This window comes from Phenylobacterium sp. (assembly GCF_030679875.1).
Lineage (GTDB): Bacteria > Pseudomonadota > Alphaproteobacteria > Caulobacterales > Caulobacteraceae > Phenylobacterium.
This window is the reverse complement of record NZ_JAUXSP010000019.1, coordinates 390,849-406,694: the sequence shown is the minus strand read 5'-3', so window position 1 is coordinate 406,694 and position 15,846 is coordinate 390,849. Positions and strand designations below refer to the sequence as shown.

Annotated in this window: 15 protein-coding genes; 11 read left to right on the top strand and 4 right to left on the bottom strand. The window is 69.3% G+C overall.

Annotation, left to right across the window (positions count from 1 at the left end; genetic code table 11):
* Positions 1–18 precede the first annotated feature (18 nt).
* From ftsE to Q8K84_RS13075, 4 genes are read left to right on the top strand one after another with little or no spacing between them, the layout of a single operon-like run.
* A complete protein-coding gene (gene ftsE / locus Q8K84_RS13090) occupies positions 19–750 on the top strand; it encodes a cell division ATP-binding protein FtsE (protein WP_305283126.1) in 732 nt (243 codons plus the stop codon).
* On the top strand, positions 747–1,655 hold the full coding sequence (locus Q8K84_RS13085) for an ABC transporter permease (protein WP_305283124.1): 909 nt from the start codon (positions 747–749) through the stop codon (positions 1,653–1,655). Before ftsE ends, Q8K84_RS13085 begins: the two co-directional genes overlap by 4 nt.
* 7 nt (positions 1,656–1,662) lie before the next feature.
* Positions 1,663–2,289, top strand: a complete 627-nt coding sequence (locus Q8K84_RS13080) for a YdcF family protein (RefSeq protein WP_305283122.1) — start codon at positions 1,663–1,665, stop codon at positions 2,287–2,289.
* Between the two features lie 58 nt (positions 2,290–2,347).
* Complete coding sequence (locus tag Q8K84_RS13075) at positions 2,348–3,052, top strand: 1-acyl-sn-glycerol-3-phosphate acyltransferase (RefSeq protein WP_305283120.1); 705 nt, start codon at positions 2,348–2,350, stop codon at positions 3,050–3,052.
* Here Q8K84_RS13075 and Q8K84_RS13070 read toward each other — a convergent pair.
* Positions 3,049–3,597 (bottom strand): gamma-glutamylcyclotransferase, encoded by a 549-nt coding sequence (locus tag Q8K84_RS13070; protein ID WP_305283118.1) that lies wholly within the window; start codon positions 3,595–3,597, stop codon positions 3,049–3,051. The genes Q8K84_RS13075 and Q8K84_RS13070 overlap by 4 nt on opposite strands.
* A gap of 37 nt (positions 3,598–3,634) precedes the next feature.
* Here Q8K84_RS13070 and Q8K84_RS13065 point away from each other — a divergent pair, with 37 nt between their 5' ends.
* The 5 genes from Q8K84_RS13065 (at position 3,635) to Q8K84_RS13045 (ending at position 7,993) form a co-directional block, all read left to right on the top strand.
* Positions 3,635–4,669, top strand: coding sequence for a DUF2125 domain-containing protein (locus tag Q8K84_RS13065; RefSeq protein ID WP_305283116.1), 1,035 nt, complete (start codon positions 3,635–3,637; stop codon positions 4,667–4,669).
* A gap of 97 nt (positions 4,670–4,766) precedes the next feature.
* Positions 4,767–5,576 carry a chorismate mutase gene (locus Q8K84_RS13060; RefSeq protein ID WP_305283114.1) on the top strand — a complete coding sequence of 270 codons (810 nt, stop codon included), beginning with the start codon at positions 4,767–4,769 and terminating at the stop codon, positions 5,574–5,576.
* A 37-nt stretch (positions 5,577–5,613) separates the two neighbouring features.
* Complete coding sequence (gene hisC / locus Q8K84_RS13055; RefSeq protein ID WP_305283111.1) at positions 5,614–6,735, top strand: histidinol-phosphate transaminase; 1,122 nt, start codon at positions 5,614–5,616, stop codon at positions 6,733–6,735.
* Positions 6,735–7,664, top strand: a complete 930-nt coding sequence (locus tag Q8K84_RS13050) for a prephenate/arogenate dehydrogenase family protein (protein WP_305283110.1) — start codon at positions 6,735–6,737, stop codon at positions 7,662–7,664. Before hisC ends, Q8K84_RS13050 begins: the two co-directional genes overlap by 1 nt.
* Positions 7,664–7,993, top strand: coding sequence for a multidrug efflux SMR transporter (locus tag Q8K84_RS13045; protein ID WP_305283108.1), 330 nt, complete (start codon positions 7,664–7,666; stop codon positions 7,991–7,993). The genes Q8K84_RS13050 and Q8K84_RS13045 overlap by 1 nt, the downstream gene beginning before the upstream one ends.
* 60 nt (positions 7,994–8,053) lie before the next feature.
* Here the strand turns inward: Q8K84_RS13045 and Q8K84_RS13040 are convergent, their stop codons facing one another.
* Entirely contained in the window at positions 8,054–10,852 is a 2,799-nt protein-coding gene (locus tag Q8K84_RS13040) for an ATP-dependent DNA helicase (RefSeq protein WP_305283106.1), read from the bottom strand.
* A gap of 61 nt (positions 10,853–10,913) precedes the next feature.
* On the opposite strand from Q8K84_RS13040, the gene Q8K84_RS13035 reads away from it, so the two are divergent.
* Both Q8K84_RS13035 and pdeM read left to right on the top strand, forming a co-directional pair.
* Positions 10,914–13,385, top strand: coding sequence for a ligase-associated DNA damage response DEXH box helicase (locus tag Q8K84_RS13035; protein ID WP_305283105.1), 2,472 nt, complete (start codon positions 10,914–10,916; stop codon positions 13,383–13,385).
* Positions 13,382–14,119: a ligase-associated DNA damage response endonuclease PdeM gene (gene pdeM / locus Q8K84_RS13030; RefSeq protein ID WP_305283103.1), complete on the top strand. Its 738-nt coding sequence runs from the start codon at positions 13,382–13,384 to the stop codon at positions 14,117–14,119. The genes Q8K84_RS13035 and pdeM overlap by 4 nt, the downstream gene beginning before the upstream one ends.
* 7 nt (positions 14,120–14,126) lie before the next feature.
* Here the strand turns inward: pdeM and Q8K84_RS13025 are convergent, their stop codons facing one another.
* A complete protein-coding gene (locus Q8K84_RS13025) occupies positions 14,127–14,909 on the bottom strand; it encodes a TIGR02186 family protein (RefSeq protein WP_305283101.1) in 783 nt (260 codons plus the stop codon).
* Positions 14,909–15,829: a sulfite exporter TauE/SafE family protein gene (locus tag Q8K84_RS13020; RefSeq protein WP_305283099.1), complete on the bottom strand. Its 921-nt coding sequence runs from the start codon at positions 15,827–15,829 to the stop codon at positions 14,909–14,911. Before Q8K84_RS13020 ends, Q8K84_RS13025 begins: the two co-directional genes overlap by 1 nt.
* Between the last annotated feature and the right edge of the window lie 17 nt (positions 15,830–15,846).

Below are 15,846 nucleotides of genomic sequence, written 5' to 3'. Positions count from 1 at the left end.
TCGCCGATTCCGGTCTCCATGTCCAGAAACCCGAACGCCGCAGAGACGGCCGACGCCTGGGACGCCGTCGTACGTTTCGACGACGTCTCCATGCGATACGGACGCGAGCCTGAGACGCTCAGGGACCTCACCTTCTCCTTGCCGCAAGGGTCTTTCCATTTCGTCACCGGGCCTTCGGGAGCGGGCAAGACCTCCCTCTTGAAACTGATCTATCTGGCCGCCCAGCCGTCCAAGGGACTCTTGCACCTGTTCGGCCAGGATGTGGCGCAGACTCCGGCCCAGGTGCGGCCTTTCCTGCGCCGCCGCATTGGCGTGGTCTTCCAGGAATTCCGTCTGCTCGATCATCTGAGCGCCTTCGACAATGCCGCCGTACCCCTGCGGATCGCGGGACAGAAACCGGACTCCTACCGCCAGGACGTCGCCGAGTTGCTCACCTGGGTTGGGCTGAAGGACCGGATGCACGCCCTGCCCCCTACCCTGGCCGGCGGAGAAAAGCAGCGCCTGGCCATCGCCCGGGCGGTGGTGGGCCGTCCCGACATCCTGCTCGCCGACGAGCCCACGGGCAATGTGGATCACGAAATGGGCCTGCGCATTCTGCGGCTGTTTCTTGAGCTTAACCGCCTGGGCACCACCGTCCTGATCGCCACCCATGACCAGGACCTCGTGGCCCGCTCGGGCATGCCCGTCCTGCATCTGGAGGATGGACGCCTGGTCCATATGGGGCCTATCCCCGCGGGAGCGCGAGCATGAGCCGGCGCCGGGGAAGCGGGTCCTTCGACCTCGACCGTTGGCGGCCGTCGCCCTTCCTTCCCGAGCGCGACACCCGCGACAGCGCCCTGGTGTTCGTGGTTGCGGTGTTATGTTTTCTCGCCTGCCTGACGGCCCTTGGGGTGATCGCCTCGGACCGGGCGGCCCGGGGATGGTCGCACCAGCTCACCGGAGAAATGACGGTGATCGTCCGGCCCAAGGCCAATGAGACCCCCGATTCGGCCGCCGCCCGCGCCGCAGAGACCCTGGCCGGGGTAAATGGGGTGGCCGAGGCTCGAGCCCTTGAACGGGAAAAGGCCGAGGCCCTCATCGCGCCCTGGCTAGGAGAGGCCGCCGATCTCGCCGACCTGCCCGTGCCCAGGCTGGTGGCCGTGATCCTCGACCGCGAGTCGCCGGCGTCTGCACGCAGCCTCCAGCAGGCCCTGAGCGCCAGGGGCCTTGATGCGGTGGTGGATGATCACACCACCTGGCTGGCCGACATCCAGCGCGGCGCGGCGATCGCCCGCTGGGTGGGGCTTGGGGTTTTCCTGCTGATTTCCGCCGCCGCCGCCGCCGTCGTGGCCTTCGCCACCCGGGCCGGCCTCGCCGCCCGACGCGAGGTGGTCGAGTTGTTGCACCTGACCGGGGCGGAAGACGCCTTCATCGCCCGCCTCTTCCAGGTGCGCTTCGCTCAGATGGCCGCTGGCGCCGGTCTGGTCGGCGCGGCCGGCGCAGCGGTCCTTGGGGCGGCCTTGCGCCTCGGGGGCGGGGGACAGGGGCTGACCCCGGTGCTGCCGGTGGCTTGGAGCGATCTGCTGGCTGTTCTACCTTGTCCATTGGCCGCAGCCCTTGTGGCGGCGGTGGCGGCGCGGATGACGGCCGCGAGCCTCATTCGCGAGCTGTCGTGAGAGCCCCATGAAAACGCTCGCCCTTCTTTTCGTGGCCGCCTTGATCTGGGCCGCTGGCCTGCTGGCCTTCGCCACGCGGGTGGAGCAGTCGACGCCAGCCCGTGAGCCCGCGGTGGCCGACGGGATTGTCGCCCTGACTGGCGCTGGCTCCAATGAGCGAATCGCCGCGGGCATGCGCCTGCTGGAGGCGGGCAAGGGCGACCGGATGCTGGTGTCCGGCGTCAACCGTGAGGTCAGCCGCGCGGACATCCGCCAGCTGAGCCGCGCAGCCCAGCTGCTCTATGACTGCTGCGTCGATCTGGGCTTCGAGGCCGCGGACACGTTTGGCAACGCCCAGGAGACCGCCGGCTGGGTGAAGGCCCGGCGCTATGACAGCCTGATCGTGGTCACCGCCGATTTCCACATGCCCCGGGCCATGCTGGAGCTCGGCTCGGCCCTGCCAGGCGTCACCCTGCAGGCCTATCCCGTGGCGACCCCCACCCTGGACGCCCGTCGATGGTGGCGGAGCGCGGGGGGGACGCGGCTGATGGTGATGGAGTATTCGAAATACCTCGCCATCCTCGGCCGCGAGATGGTCCTGCGCCTGGGTCCCAAGGACAATGAGGCCGCCAAGCCAGCGGCCCAGGTCGGTTGATCTTCCGACGCGGCGCGCCAATCCAGGGATCCAGGTCAATGCAAGAAAGAGGCATGCCATGACGGCTCTGCGCTCGCTGCTCTTCGTGGCGCTCTTCTATCTTTGGTCGGCCAGCGTGGCGATCCTGATCACCCCCCTGCTGCTGGCCCCACGGACCTGGGTCCTCCGGGCGCTGGAGGTCTGGAGCTACGGGGTTATCGGCCTCCTGCGCATCTGCGACATCCGGGTCGAGGTCCGGGGCCTGGAACACGTGCCAAAGGGCAAGGCCCTGGTGGCGCCCAAGCACCAGTGCATGTTCGACGTCTTCGCCCAGTTCGCCTGGCTGCCGGATTCCTGTTTCGTGCTGAAGAAGGAGCTGATGTGGATTCCGTTCTTCGGCTGGTACGCCCAGAAGGCGGGCATGATTGTGGTCGACCGCGAAGCCCAGGCCGCGGCGCTGAAGAAGCTGGTGCGCGACACCCAAGAGCGCCTGCAGGAAGACCGGCAGCTGGTGATCTTCCCCGAAGGCACCCGCGGCGAACCCGGCGTGCGAGGCAGCTACAAGCCCGGCATCGCGGCCCTCTATCGGGAACTGAACCTGCCGGTGCATCCGGTCGCCACCAATTCCGGCGTCCACTGGCCCAAGCACGGCTTCCTGCGCAAACCCGGCGTCATCGTCTTCGAGTACCTGGAGCCCATCCCACCCGGCCTCAAGCGCGCCGAGTTCATGCGCACCCTGGAGGAGCGGATCGAGAGCGCGTCGATGAGGCTGCTGGAGCTCTAGGCGAGCGCCCCCGCGGCCTGACGCTCCACGCGGGTCAGCAGGTCTTCCATGGCCCGGTCGCGCACGCCCTCGTCGCGGAGATGGCCCACAAGGTCTCGAAGATACGCCTCATTGGGACCCGACAGTCCGACCGCGCCGGTGATCAGCTCCGCCTGACGCTCCAGGGACAGGGCGCCAGCCCACTGAGGATGGCCGACGTCAGAGAGGAAGACGAGGCTCTCCACGCGCCGACCATCAGCCAGCCGCACGGGCCGCCTGGCCTCCACATAGGTCTCGGTGGGCTGTTCTCGCTCCATCAGATAGGCATAGACCTCGGGCCAGTCGGCCTCGGCCACGCGGTAGGCCGCGCCCCTGACCGCCCCGCCAGGCGCCAGGCCCAGCACCAGGCCCGGGCGCTCATAGGTGCCCCGGTGATGGACCGAATAGATGCAGAAGGCCCGGCGGCGGCCGTGTAGGATGGCGCTCGAGCGCTCGACAAAGCTGAAGCCTGGCCGCCACATGAGCGACCCATAGCCAAACACCCACCGCCCCTCGCCGCCCGACATTCCCGATCCGTCAGAAGAAAAGCCTGCAAAGCCCTCCATGTCTGTGCCCGATACCGCGCCCGCTCGCAAACCCCGCCGCCTGGGCCTAGTCCTGCCCTTCGCCCTCCTGATCCTGGCGATGATCGTCTGGAGCGGATTCTGGTTCTGGACCCGCATCCAGACCGGCGACCGCATGGACGCCACCGCCGAGGCCCTGCGCAGCGCGGGCTATGAGGTCAGTTGGGGGACGCGCAGCATCGGCGGCTATCCCTTCCGCCTCAACGTCACCCTGACCGACGCGGTGATCCGTGAGCCCTCGGGCTGGGCGCTGGCCACGCCACGCCTGGAGTCAGAGGCCTATATGCATGCGCTCGGCCGCTGGATCTTCGCCGCACCCGATGGCCTGACCTTCACCCGGCCGCAGTCGGGGTCGGTGCAGGTGTCCGGCGCATTGCTGCGCGCCAGCCTGGGGGATGTCGGCGCAAAGCCGCCGCGCTTCGATTTCGAGGGGCGCGAGCTCATTTTCACGCCCACCCCGGGCGCCCAGCCCTTCGCCCTGTCGCGGGCGCAGAAGGTGGCCTTCCACCTGCGACCTGGCCCTGAAGATCAGGGGGCCCTGTTCCTGGAGGTCGAGGATGGCCAGGCGCAGATGAGCGGCCTGTTCGCCCGCATCGCCCAGGACGGCGACATCGATCTCAAATGGGACACCCTGCTGACCCAGATGAGCGCGTTTGAGGGCGCCGACTGGCCCCAGGCGGTTCGCAACTGGAGCCAGGCTGGCGGCATGGCCCAGGTCCGTGAGGCCGGCCTGACCGCTGGCGAGGCGGTGATCGGCGTCAATCGGGGGCAATTGTTCGTCGGCCCCGACGGTCGCTTGCGCGGGACCCTGGACGTCACCCTGCGTCAGGCGCCAGAGGCCCTGGCCGCCCTCGGCGCCGGTGGCGTTCTGCCCCCTGAAACAGCTGACACCGCAGCCGCCGTGGCCGCCGCTCGGCAGGGGGCTGACAATGTGGCCCAGGCCGCCATCACCTTCCAGGCGGGCCAGACGACCCTGGGGCCGGTGGCCATCGGGCCAGCGCCCCGGGTCTATTGAGGTCGATGGTTTCGCCTGCAACTTTATTGCGTCAGCCGGCCCTATTGCGCCCTCTCACGCAATGACTTAGGTCGCGGCTTTCGTTTCGGGAATAGAAATGGCCGACGCCCCGCAAGCCGCGCCTTCGCCAGTCGCTCTGGACGCCGTGCGGGCGCGCATCGACGAGATCGACGCAGGTCTGCTGGCGCTGCTGGATGAGCGCACGGCGCTGGGCAAGCAGGTGGCCGCCGCCAAGGCCGCCGCCGGCCAGGCCGACCGCTTCGGTCTGCGCCCGGGCCGGGAGACCGAAATCCTGCGCCGACTGCTGGCCATGCCACGGACTGGAGCCAGCGACGCCCTGGTCGTTCGCATCTGGCGCGAAATGATGGGCCAGAGCCTGGCCCTGCAGGGGCCCTTCGCCCTGACCGTCTGGGGCGGCCCGACGCCGGCCCGGGCTTTGGAACTGGCGCGGCTGCGGTTTGGCGCGGCTCCGGCCCTGCGCATGACCCAGAAGCCGGAAGAGGCCCTCGCCGCCGCCAAGCTCAAGGGCGGCGTCGGCGTGGCCATGCTGAGCGGCGAGACCGCCTGGTGGGGCCGTCTGCTGGCCGAGCCGAAGCTCAAGGTGTTCGCCGTCCTGCCCTGCCTCAACGTCTGGGGTCCGCCCTCGGCGCTGGCCTTCGCCGAGGTCGAGGTCGAGCCCACCGGGGCCGACATCACCCTGTGGGTCACCGATGCGCCCGGCTCCTCAACCAAGGTCGCCGAGACCCTGAGCCGTGATGGCGTCGCCGCTGAACTGCTCAGCGAGGCCGGTGGCCTCAAGCTCTTCACCCTGGCGGGCTATTATCAGGCCAATGATGAGCGGCTGGCCCGGGCGCCGGGTCGGCTCAGCGGCGTCATCGGGGCTGCGCCGGAACCGTTCGACGTGTAAGAGCCAGGGCCTGATACGTCCAAACCCAGGCCCTCCCATGTCCCAGTCCTCCGATCGCGCCGCCGCCGACCGCCCGGTTCCCAAGCCGGGCATCCTCGATATCTCGGCCTACGTCCCCGGTAAGGCCAAGGTCGACGGGATCGAGCATCCGCTGAAGCTGTCGGCCAATGAGAACGTCCTGGGCTGCAGCCCCAAGGCCAAGGCCGCCTATGCCGGCGCCATCGACCAGTTGCACATCTATCCCGACAGCCGCGCCACCCCGCTGCGCCAGGCCATCGCCGCGGAGTTCCGCCTGGAGCCCGAGCAGCTGATCTTCGGCTGCGGCTCGGACGAGATCTTCCACATGCTCTGCCAAGTCTATCTGGAGCCCGGCGACAACATCGTCCAAGGCGAGTTCGCCTTCGGCGCCTACGCCATCGGCGCGCGGGCCTGCCAGGCCGAGGTCCTGAGCGCGCCCGAACTGGACTACCGCGTCGATGTGGACGAGCTCCTGAAGCTGGTGAACGACCGCACGCGGTTGGTCTTCATCGCCAATCCCGGCAATCCCACCGGCACCTATATCGGCGGTGAGGAAATCCGTCGCCTGCATGCCGCCCTGCCCAAGAGCGTGGTCCTGGTGCTGGACGGCGCCTATGCCGAGTTCGTCGATGATCCGGCCTTCGAGGACGGGACCGATCTCGCGCGCACCAGCGACAATGTCATCGTCACCCGCACCTTCTCCAAGCTGCACGGCCTGGCCACCCTGCGGGTGGGCTGGGCCTATGGGCCGGCCGAGATGATCAGCGCGCTGGACCGCATCCGCCAACCTTTCAACACCACCATCCCCGGCCAGCTGGCCGCCGTGGAGGCCCTGGCCGACAAGGACTTCCAGAAAGCCTCCCTGGACCTGCTCGCCCAATGGCGGCCCTGGCTCGCCCAGCAGTTCGGCGGCATGGGCCTGTCGCCGGTGCCCAGCGCCACCAACTTCGTCCTGGTGGGCTTTCCGACCACGGGACCCAAGAACGCCCAGGCGGCCGAGGCCTTCCTCGCCAGCCGCGGCCTGATCGTCCGCGGCGTCGGCGGCTACGGCCTGCCCCACCATCTGCGCATGACCATCGGTCTTGAGGCGCACAACCGCGCCGTGGTCGAGGCCCTGGCCGACTTCATGCAGGCCGATTGATGGCCGACCCCGTCTTCGCCCGCCTGGCCATCATTGGCTGCGGCCTGATCGGCTCGTCCCTGGCCAGGGGCGCGCGAGCGTCCGGCGCCGCGCGCCAGATCGTCATCCATGACGCCAGCGCCTTCGCCCGGGCCCGGATCGCCGAGCTGGGCCTGGCCGACGAGGTGACGCTCAGCGCCGAAGAGGCGGTGGCCGGCGCTGACCTCATCATCTTCGCCACGCCGGTGCGCGCCATCGGTGAGGCGGCGGCGGCCTGCGCCCACGCCATCTCGCCGGGCGCGATCGTCAGCGATGTGGGCTCGGTCAAGGCTGCGGTCAGCGAGGCCCTGGCCGCCGTCCTGCCTGACACGGTCCATATCGTGCCTGGCCACCCCATCGCCGGCACCGAGCAGTCGGGGCCCGACGCCGGTTTCGCCGAGCTGTTTCATCAACGCTGGGTGATCCTGACTCCGCAGGCCCGGGAGGATGAGGCCTATCTGGAGGCCGTCCAGCGCCTGGCTGACTTCTGGACAGCGCTCGGCGCCCAGGTCGAGCAGATGGACGACAAGCACCACGACCTCGTTTTGGCCGTCACCAGCCACCTGCCCCACCTGATCGCCTACAACATCGTCGGCACCGCCGCCGACATGGAGGAGGTCACCCGGGCCGAGGTGATGAAGTATTCCGCCGGCGGCTTTCGTGACTTCACCCGTATCGCGGCGTCCGACCCGACCATGTGGCGGGACATCTTCCTGACCAACAAGGACGCGGTGCTTGAGGTCCTGGGCCGCTTCACCGAGGACCTGCAGGCCCTGTCGCGGGCCATCCGCTGGGGCGAGGGCGACAAGCTCTATGACCTGTTCAGCCGCACCCGGGAGATCCGTCGGGGTGTCATCGAGGCCGGCCAGGAGAGCGCCGAGCCCGACTTCGGCCGCAAGCGAGGCGCCTGATGCCTGGCATGGCCTGGCTCTCCATCGCCATCGTCGCCGAGGTGATCGCCACCACGGCCCTGAAGGCCTCGGACGGATTTCGCCACATCACCCCCTCGGTGATCACCGCTCTCGGCTACGGGATCGCCTTCTGGTGCATGTCCCAGGCCATGCGGACCGTGCCCGTCGGCCTGGCCTACGCCATCTGGTCGGGCGTCGGCATCGTGCTGATCACCGCCATCGCCTGGGTCCTTTACCGCCAGCAGATCGACACCGCCGGCCTCATCGGCATCGGCCTGATCCTGGCCGGCGTGGTGGTGATTCAGGTGTTTTCCAAGGCGACGGCTTAGAGGCCATCTCCCCCACCGCCGTCATGCTGGGCACTGTGCCCAGCATGACGGCTCAGGGTCTCAGCTCTCAGCCTTCAAAAACTCAGCCGTCGCCTCGATGGCCTCCACCAGGCCCAGGCGCTGGATCTCCACGCCCGGCGGGAGGCTGGAGAACAGGCGGGTGGGGGCGGCGGCGTCGAGCATGACGAAGACCCCCTTGTCGTCGGCGCGGCGGATCAGGCGGCCGAAGGCCTGGGCGATGCGGCCGCGGGCGATGGAGTCGTCATAGCCCTTGCCGCCAAAGCGGACCCGGCGAGCCTTGTGCAGGATGTCGGGTCTGGGCCACGGCACGCGGTCGAAGACCAGCAGGCGCAGGGACCGACCGGGCACATCGACCCCGTCGCGCACGGCGTCGGTGCCCAGCAGGCAGGCGTCCTCCTCAGCGCGGAAGATGTCCACCAGGGCGCCGACCTCAAGGCCGTCGGCATGCTGGGCGTAGAGGGCCAGGCCCTTGTCGGCCAGGGGACCTGCGATGCGCTCATGGACCGCCCGCAGGCGGCGGATGGCGGTGAACAGGCCAAGGCCGCCGCCGCCGGCCGCCAGGAACAGCTCACGCATGGCCGCGGCCACCTGGCGGGGATCATCCTTGCCCACATCGGTGACCACGAAGGCCCGGGCATTGGCGGCGTAGTCGAAGGGCGAGGCGAGCTTCAGCGTCTTTGGCCGGTCGGGCAGGCGCGCCGCGCCAGTGCGCATCTCGGCCAGCGCGAAGGGATCATCGAGGCCCGGGTCGGCCAGGGTGGCGCTGGTCACAAGCACCCCGTGGGCCGGGGCGATGACGGCGTTGGTCAGGGGCTCGGTGGGATCGACCCAATGCCTGCGGCAGGCGGCGTCGACCACACGGCCATAGAGGAAGGTGGCGTCGAACCAGTCGACGAAGTCCGGGTCATCCTCGGCGTCCTCGTCGATGGCCCGCAGCATGGAGCGCCAGGCTGGCAGGGTCATCCGCGCCCGCCGGTCCAGCCCCCGCAGGGCCCCTTCGATCCGCGCCCGTTCGCTGGGACCGAGCGTCGCGGCCTCCGCGTCCAGCAGGTCCTCCAGGTGGCGGGCGAGCGCCAGCAGGGGCGCTTCGATGCGGGCCAGCGCCGCAGCCGCCTCCCGGGCGGTGTCGCGGACCAGGTCGAGCGCCGGGCGCGCGGCGCATTCCATGCCGACTTCAGATGGCGCAGCCCGGGCGCGAAGCTGCTCGAGCACGGCGACCAGAAAGGCCTCGATGGCGCCGATGGGATTCACCTCGCCTGTGGCGGGCGCCACGCGCCCCGACCAGCCCTCGCCCGGCAGGGCCGCGGCGGCGTGCAGGGCGTCCAGCAAGGCGCGCTTGGCCTCATCGGCGTCGCCCAGCACATCCATCAACCGGGCCTCCAGCCCCCGCCCCCGGCGGCCACGTCCTTCTGGCCCGCGCAGCCAGCGGCGCAGTTCGGCGGACTCGGCGCCGGAAATGGCGGCGGAGAACGCGCTGTCGGCGGCCTCGAACAGGTGGTGGCCCTCGTCGAACACTAGGCGCTTCAGGTGCGCGGTCTCGCTGTCGGCCTTGGAGCCGCGGGCGGCGCGGGCGCCGTCAAAGGCCGCCTGGGTCAGGACCAGCGCATGGTTGGCGATCACCAGATCGGCGCGGCGCGATCCACGGATGGCCTTTTCAACAAAGCAGGTCCGGTAGTGCTGGCAGCCGGCATGGACGCACTCGCCCCGGCGGTCCACCAGATTGGCGGCCGAGGCCTGCATCGGGGTCGGCAGGCCAAACAGGGTCGGCAGCCAGGCCGGGAAGTCGCCGCCGGTCATGTCCCCGTCCCGCGTCGCCCTGGCCCACCGGGCGGCCAGCGCCAGGCCGACCAGGTCGCCATTGCCGAGCTGGGCGGCGTTGACCGCATCCTGCAGGTTCAGCAGGCAGAGATAGTTTTCCCGGCCCTTGCGGACCACCGCCTTGCGGGCGCGGACCTTCTCATCGGGATAGATGGCATGGCTCTCGCGCTCGATCTGCCGCTGCAGGGCGCGGGTATAGGTCGAGACCCAGACTGCCGGCCCATTGGCCTCGGCCCAGAGCGAGGCGGGCGCGAGATAGCCCATGGTCTTGCCGATGCCGGTGCCGGCCTCGGCCAGCATCATGCGCGGCTCGCCCTCTTTCTCTCGGGGCTGAAAGGCGTAGGCGGCCTCCGAAGCGAACTCCGCCTGGGCGGGACGGGCCTCGTCCAGGCCAGCCCGGTGCAGCAGTTCCGACAACCGCTGGGCGGCCTCCGCGCCCTGGATGGGGCGCGAGCCGGCCTCCCCGGGGGGCGCCTGATCCTCCCACTCGACAATCCGGCTCCAGACGTCGAGGCCTGAGCCCCGAAAGGCGTTGCCCACCGGCGCCGAGCGCAGGGCGCCGATCACTGCTGAGCCCCAGGACCAACCGGCCCGCGCCAGGGTCTCAGCCTGGGCCAGGGCCTCCTCCCGATTGGGTTGCGGGGTGCGGGCCAGTTCCTCCAGCAGCAGCAGACAGGCCTGGCGCAGGGCCCGGGCCTGGGCCGGCGCGCCCTTGGGCTCGGGCAGACCGAGCGTCTGGGCGAGACCGGCGGCCGAGGGCGCGCAGAACTTGGCCGGCCGAACGAAGGCGAATAGCTCCAGGGCGTCGAAGGTGCGCGGGCTGCGGGGCGGCGGATTGAGCGCCAGCCGGCGCGCCGTCATGGCCGCATGGGCCACCAGAACCGGTCCGCGCTCGAACAGGTCCCGGGCGTCGGGCGCCCGAAGGGCCTCGGCCCGCTCGGCGTCAGCCGCGCCGGCGCGGGGGCCCGGCAGGACCACAAGGGCAGGCGCCAGATCAAGGGCGGGGGCAAGGGCGTTCACGCCGCGACTCCTAACGGGATTTGCCGTGAAACGGAACGGGAACATGCTATGAGGCGGGTCTATGGCCGAAGACGCCGCCCTTCCCGCAGACCTGTTGCCGGCCGCCTTCGCCGACTGGTTCGCCACGCGTGGCTGGGCGCCCCGGACCCATCAGCTGGAGATGGTCGCCCGCGCTCGGGCTGGCCGGGACGCCCTGCTGATCGCACCGACCGGTGGGGGCAAGACACTGGCCGGCTTTCTGCCCAGCCTGATCGAGCTGGCGCAGCGGCCGCCGGCTAATACGCCGCGGGGCATCCACACCCTCTATATCTCGCCGCTCAAGGCCCTGGCAGTGGATGTGGAGCGCAACCTGGCCACGCCGATCCGCGAGATGGGGCTGTCCATCGTCGCAGAATCCCGCACCGGCGACACCGGCGCGGCCCGACGTCAGCGCCAGCGGGTCAAGCCCCCGGACATCTTGCTGACCACGCCCGAACAGTTGGCCCTGTTCTGCGCCTGGGAAGGGGCGCGGGCCTATTTCGAGGATCTGTCCTGCATCATTCTCGACGAGATCCACACCCTGCATTCCACCAAGCGCGGCGACCTGCTGGCGCTGGATATCGCCCGGCTGCAGACCTTCAGCCCTGACCTGCGTCGGGTGGGCCTGTCGGCGACGGTGGATGATCCCGACGTCATCCGCCGTTGGATGGGCTTTCATGGGGGCGATGGCGCCCCGCCCCCGGTCGATCTGGTGCTGGGGCCGGCCGGCACGCCGGCCATTGTCGATGTGCTGCTATCGGAAGGCAGGGTGCCCTGGGCCGGCCACACCGCCCAGCACGCCATGGCCGAGGTCTATGAGGTGATCAGGAAGGCGAAGACAGCGCTGGTCTTCGTCAACACGCGTTTCCAGGCCGAGTTCGCCTTCCAGGAGCTGTGGCGGCTGAACGAGGACGCCCTGCCCATCGCCCTGCACCACGGTTCGCTCGCCGCCGAGCAGCGCCGAAAGGTGGAGGCGGCCATGGCCCGGGGCGAATTGCGGGCCGTGGTCTGCACCTCGACGCTGGACCTCGGCATCGACTGGGGGGACGTGGACCTGGTGATCCAGCTGGCCTCGCCCAAGGGCGCCTCGCGGATGGTGCAGCGGATCGGCCGGGCCAACCACCGGATGGACGAGGCCAGCCGCGCCCTGTTCGTGCCGGCCAACCGCTTCGAGATGCTGGAGTGTCAGGCCGCCCGGGAGGCCATCGCCGAGAACCGGTTCGACGGCGATCCGCCCCGGGTGGGCGCCCTGGATATCCTGGCCCAGCACATCATGGGCTGCGCCTGTTCCGAGCCCTTCGATGCGCTGGCCCTCTATGACGAAATTCGCACCTCAGGTCCCTACCGGGCGCTGGCCTGGGAGGACTTCGAGCTGGTGGTCGATTTCGTCTCCACCGGGGGCTACGCCCTGCGGGCCTATGACCGGTTCCGACGGATCGTAAAGGGCCAGGACGGGCTTTGGAGGGCGCGCAACGCCGAGACCATCCTGCGGCACCGGCTGAATGTCGGCGCCATCCTCTCACCCGCCGTGCTCAGCGTCCGGCTCGCCGGGCGCGGGGGACGGGCGGGACGCAAGATCGGCGAGGTCGAGGAAGGCTATCTGGAAGCCCTGGAACCCGGCGACACCTTCATCTTCGCCGGACAGGTCTGGCGGTTGATGGGGGTCACCGCCCTCGACGTCCTGGTCAGCCCAGCCCCGAGCAGCGATCCCAAGATGCCCTCCTGGGGCGGCTCGAAGTTCGCCCTGTCCACCTTCCTCGCCAAGCGGGTGCGCGAACTGATGTTCGACCAGAGCCATTGGGCGGTGCTGCCGGCCGATGTACGCGAATGGCTGGAGTTGCAGCGGGACCGCTCGCTGATCCCGGCCGAGGACGAGATGCTGGTGGAGACCTTTCCCCGCGGCAAACGTCACTTCATGGTCTGCTACCCCTTCGAAGGCCGCCTGGCCCACACCACGCTGGCCATGCTGATGACCCGGCGGCTGGAGCGGATGGGGGCTGCGCCCCTGGGCTTTGTCTGCAACGACTATGCCCTGGCCGTCTGGTCCCTCAACCCGATGGACGGGGTGGATCTGGACACCCTGTTTCACCAGGACATGCTGGGCGATGACCTGGAAGACTGGCTGGCCGAAAGCTACATGATGAAGCGCGCGTTCAAGGGCTGCGCCATCCTGGCGGGCCTGATTGAGCGGCGGTTCCCTGGCGCCGAGAAGTCGGGGCGACAGATCACCTTCTCGGCCGACCTCGTCTATGACGTCCTGCGTCGGCACGAGCCCGATCACCTGTTGTTGCGCTGCGCCCGGGACGATGCGGCCACAGGGCTTATCGACGTGGCCCGGGTGGGGCATATGCTGGCCCGGATCCAGGGCAAGATTCGCCACGCCGTCCTCGACCACCTGTCGCCCTTTTCAGTCCCCATGCTGCTGGAGATCGGCAAGGAGCGGGTGCCAGGCGCCGCCGGCGAGATGATCCTGGCCGAAGCCGCCGAAGACCTGATCGCCGAAGCCAGTTCATGACCGCCCTCGCCCACAGACCCGTCCCTGCCCCCTATGCCTTCGCCCAGAGCCCCTGCGGCGGGCTGGAGATGGAGATCATGGGCGCAGCCCTGCGGATGCGCGCCTCAGGCGCTCTGTTCGATCTCGCCCATCGGGCCCTGATTGTCGCCGACCTGCATTTTGAGAAGGGATCGGCCTACGGCATGCGCGGCCAGTTCCTGCCGCCCTATGACACCCGCGACACCCTGGACCGCCTGGAGGCCGAGGTGGCGGCCCTGTCACCACGGGTGGTGATCTTCCTGGGCGACAGCTTCCACGATGGCCGGGCCGAGGACCGCCTTTCGCCCGATGACGCCGCCCGGCTTGTCGCCCTGGCCCAGGGCCGCACCCTGATCTGGCTGGTGGGCAATCACGACGCCGAGGGGCCTCAGCGCCTGCCAGGCCAGGTGGTGGACACCATGCCCCTGGGCCCGCTTGTCCTGCGGCACGAACCCGAGTCCGGCGAACAGCCCGGCGAGTTGTCAGGCCACCTGCACCCCTGCGCCCGGGTCAGTTCAGGCCGCGGCACGGTGCGCCGACGCTGCTTCGCCACCGACGGCACACGGATGATCCTGCCGGCCTTCGGCGCCTATGCCGGGGGCTTGAATCTGAAGGATGCGGCGTTCACAGGCCTGTTTTGCCGCCCGCCCCTGGCTGGCGCGCTGGGCCGTGACCGGGTTCATGCGGTAGGCTGGCGCTCGCTCACCGGCGACTGAACCGGATTTAGCGCCGGCGGAAGACCACCGAGGCCAGCCAACCCGAGGTCAGGGCGATCAGCACCGAGACGATGCCGTAGAGCCAGGGCTGCTCATTGGCGAACAGGAACAGCCAGCGCTCCAGCCCCGCCTTTTCCACCGTGATGGTCCGGGCCCGGCGCGAGACCGGCTCGCCGTCCTGAAACAGGATGATCTCGGTCTGATATTCGCCGATGGGGGCCGAGGTGGGCAGGTCGATCTCGGCGCGGAACAGGCCACGGTCCACGAACCGCACGCCCTCATGGTCGGTGGCGTACAGGCTGGCCTTTTCCTTCAGGCGGATGACCGCCCGACGCCATTCGAGATAGTCGCCCCCCAGGCGGCTGACCACCACGTCGCGCACCCCGTACCGCGTCTCGATCCGCTCTTCTTCCGGGGCGTTCATCGGCAGGTGGTCGATGCCGGCCCCGAGCCGACGAAGGGTTGAGAAGCTGGCGATCTCGGTCAGGGGGCGCGAGGACGCCGCCATGTAGAAGCCCGGAGCGCCTTCGAAGACCACAGGGCGTGAGTTCACCCACAGGCCGGCCACGCGAACCTTTCGCGCGATGCGGATCGGCTGGTCTGGCCCCCGCACGATGACCACCACGTCCGACGGCCGCGTCTCGGGATCGAACACCGCCCCATAGAGGACGATCTGGGCGCCGGAAAAAGCCGAGGTCACCCGCACATTGGCGTCAGTGAGGGCGGCTGAAACGGTGGGCCCGGGCTCAGGCGCCATGATCGCCGGTGGCGGCAGGGCGGGTATGGCCATTACTTGCCGCTCCCCACCAGGATGAAGGGGTCCTCGGGGTTGATGAACAGCACCAGCCCCATCTGCAGGCCCATGATCAGGACAATGAGGCCCAGCAGCGCGCGCAGTTCCTCGGCCCTGAACCGTGACGAGGCCCGGGCGCCAAACTGGGCGCCCAGCACGCCGCCCACCAGCAGCAGAGTGGCCAGGACGATGTCCACCGACTGATTGCGTCCAGCCTGGAGAATACTGGCCAGCGACGTGGTGATGATGATCTGGAAAAGGCTGGTGCCGACCACCACGCCAGCGGGCATGCGCAGGATATAGACCATGGCTGGCACGAGGATGAAGCCGCCGCCGACCCCCATGATGGCCGAGAGAATCCCGACAAAAACACCCAGGGCCAGCGGTGGAATGACGCTGATATAGAGCCTGGAGCGGGGAAAACGGACCTTGAAGGGCAGGCCATAGAGCCAGACCGGCCGGCGATCCCGTCGCTTGGCCGGCGGTTGGCCGCGGCGCTGGCGCAACACCGAGGCCACTGACTCCACCAGCATGAGCCCCCCGATGAGACCCAGGAAGATCAGGTAGGAGAGCGAGACCACCAGATCAGCCTGGCCAAGCAGGCGAAGCCAGCGAAAGACCTCAACCCCCAGGAGGGCGCCCACCGCCCCGCCGCCCGCCATGACCCCACCCATGCGGAAATCGACCTGGCGCTTGCGACTATAGGAGATGACGCTGGAGGCCGAAGAGGCGGCCACATGGTTGGCCTCGCTGGCCACCGCCACGACCGGCGGAATGCCCATCCACAGCAGGATCGGCGTCATCAGAAAGCCGCCGCCGATGCCGAAGAGACCGGAGATGAACCCCACCACCGCCCCGAGCAGCACGAGAACCCCGGCGTTCACCGAGACCTCTGCTATGGGCAGGTAGATGTCCACGCCTTTAGCGCCTCACA

What these genes read in the sequence shown, in the direction of transcription:
- Q8K84_RS13080 (WP_305283122.1), top strand. Translation starts at nt 1,663, where the DNA reads ATGAAAACGCTCGCCCTTCTTTTCGTGGCCGCCTTGATCTGGGCCGCT.
- Q8K84_RS13025 (WP_305283101.1), bottom strand. Translation starts at nt 14,909, where the DNA reads ATGGCCATACCCGCCCTGCCGCCACCGGCGATCATGGCGCCTGAGCCC.
- Q8K84_RS13035 (WP_305283105.1), top strand. Translation starts at nt 10,914, where the DNA reads ATGGCCGAAGACGCCGCCCTTCCCGCAGACCTGTTGCCGGCCGCCTTC.
- ftsE (WP_305283126.1), top strand. Translation starts at nt 19, where the DNA reads ATGTCCAGAAACCCGAACGCCGCAGAGACGGCCGACGCCTGGGACGCC.
- pdeM (WP_305283103.1), top strand. Translation starts at nt 13,382, where the DNA reads ATGACCGCCCTCGCCCACAGACCCGTCCCTGCCCCCTATGCCTTCGCC.
- hisC (WP_305283111.1), top strand. Translation starts at nt 5,614, where the DNA reads ATGTCCCAGTCCTCCGATCGCGCCGCCGCCGACCGCCCGGTTCCCAAG.
- Q8K84_RS13085 (WP_305283124.1), top strand. Translation starts at nt 747, where the DNA reads ATGAGCCGGCGCCGGGGAAGCGGGTCCTTCGACCTCGACCGTTGGCGG.
- Q8K84_RS13070 (WP_305283118.1), bottom strand. Translation starts at nt 3,597, where the DNA reads ATGTCGGGCGGCGAGGGGCGGTGGGTGTTTGGCTATGGGTCGCTCATG.
- Q8K84_RS13050 (WP_305283110.1), top strand. Translation starts at nt 6,735, where the DNA reads ATGGCCGACCCCGTCTTCGCCCGCCTGGCCATCATTGGCTGCGGCCTG.
- Q8K84_RS13045 (WP_305283108.1), top strand. Translation starts at nt 7,664, where the DNA reads ATGCCTGGCATGGCCTGGCTCTCCATCGCCATCGTCGCCGAGGTGATC.
- Q8K84_RS13075 (WP_305283120.1), top strand. Translation starts at nt 2,348, where the DNA reads ATGACGGCTCTGCGCTCGCTGCTCTTCGTGGCGCTCTTCTATCTTTGG.
- Q8K84_RS13065 (WP_305283116.1), top strand. Translation starts at nt 3,635, where the DNA reads ATGTCTGTGCCCGATACCGCGCCCGCTCGCAAACCCCGCCGCCTGGGC.
- Q8K84_RS13060 (WP_305283114.1), top strand. Translation starts at nt 4,767, where the DNA reads ATGGCCGACGCCCCGCAAGCCGCGCCTTCGCCAGTCGCTCTGGACGCC.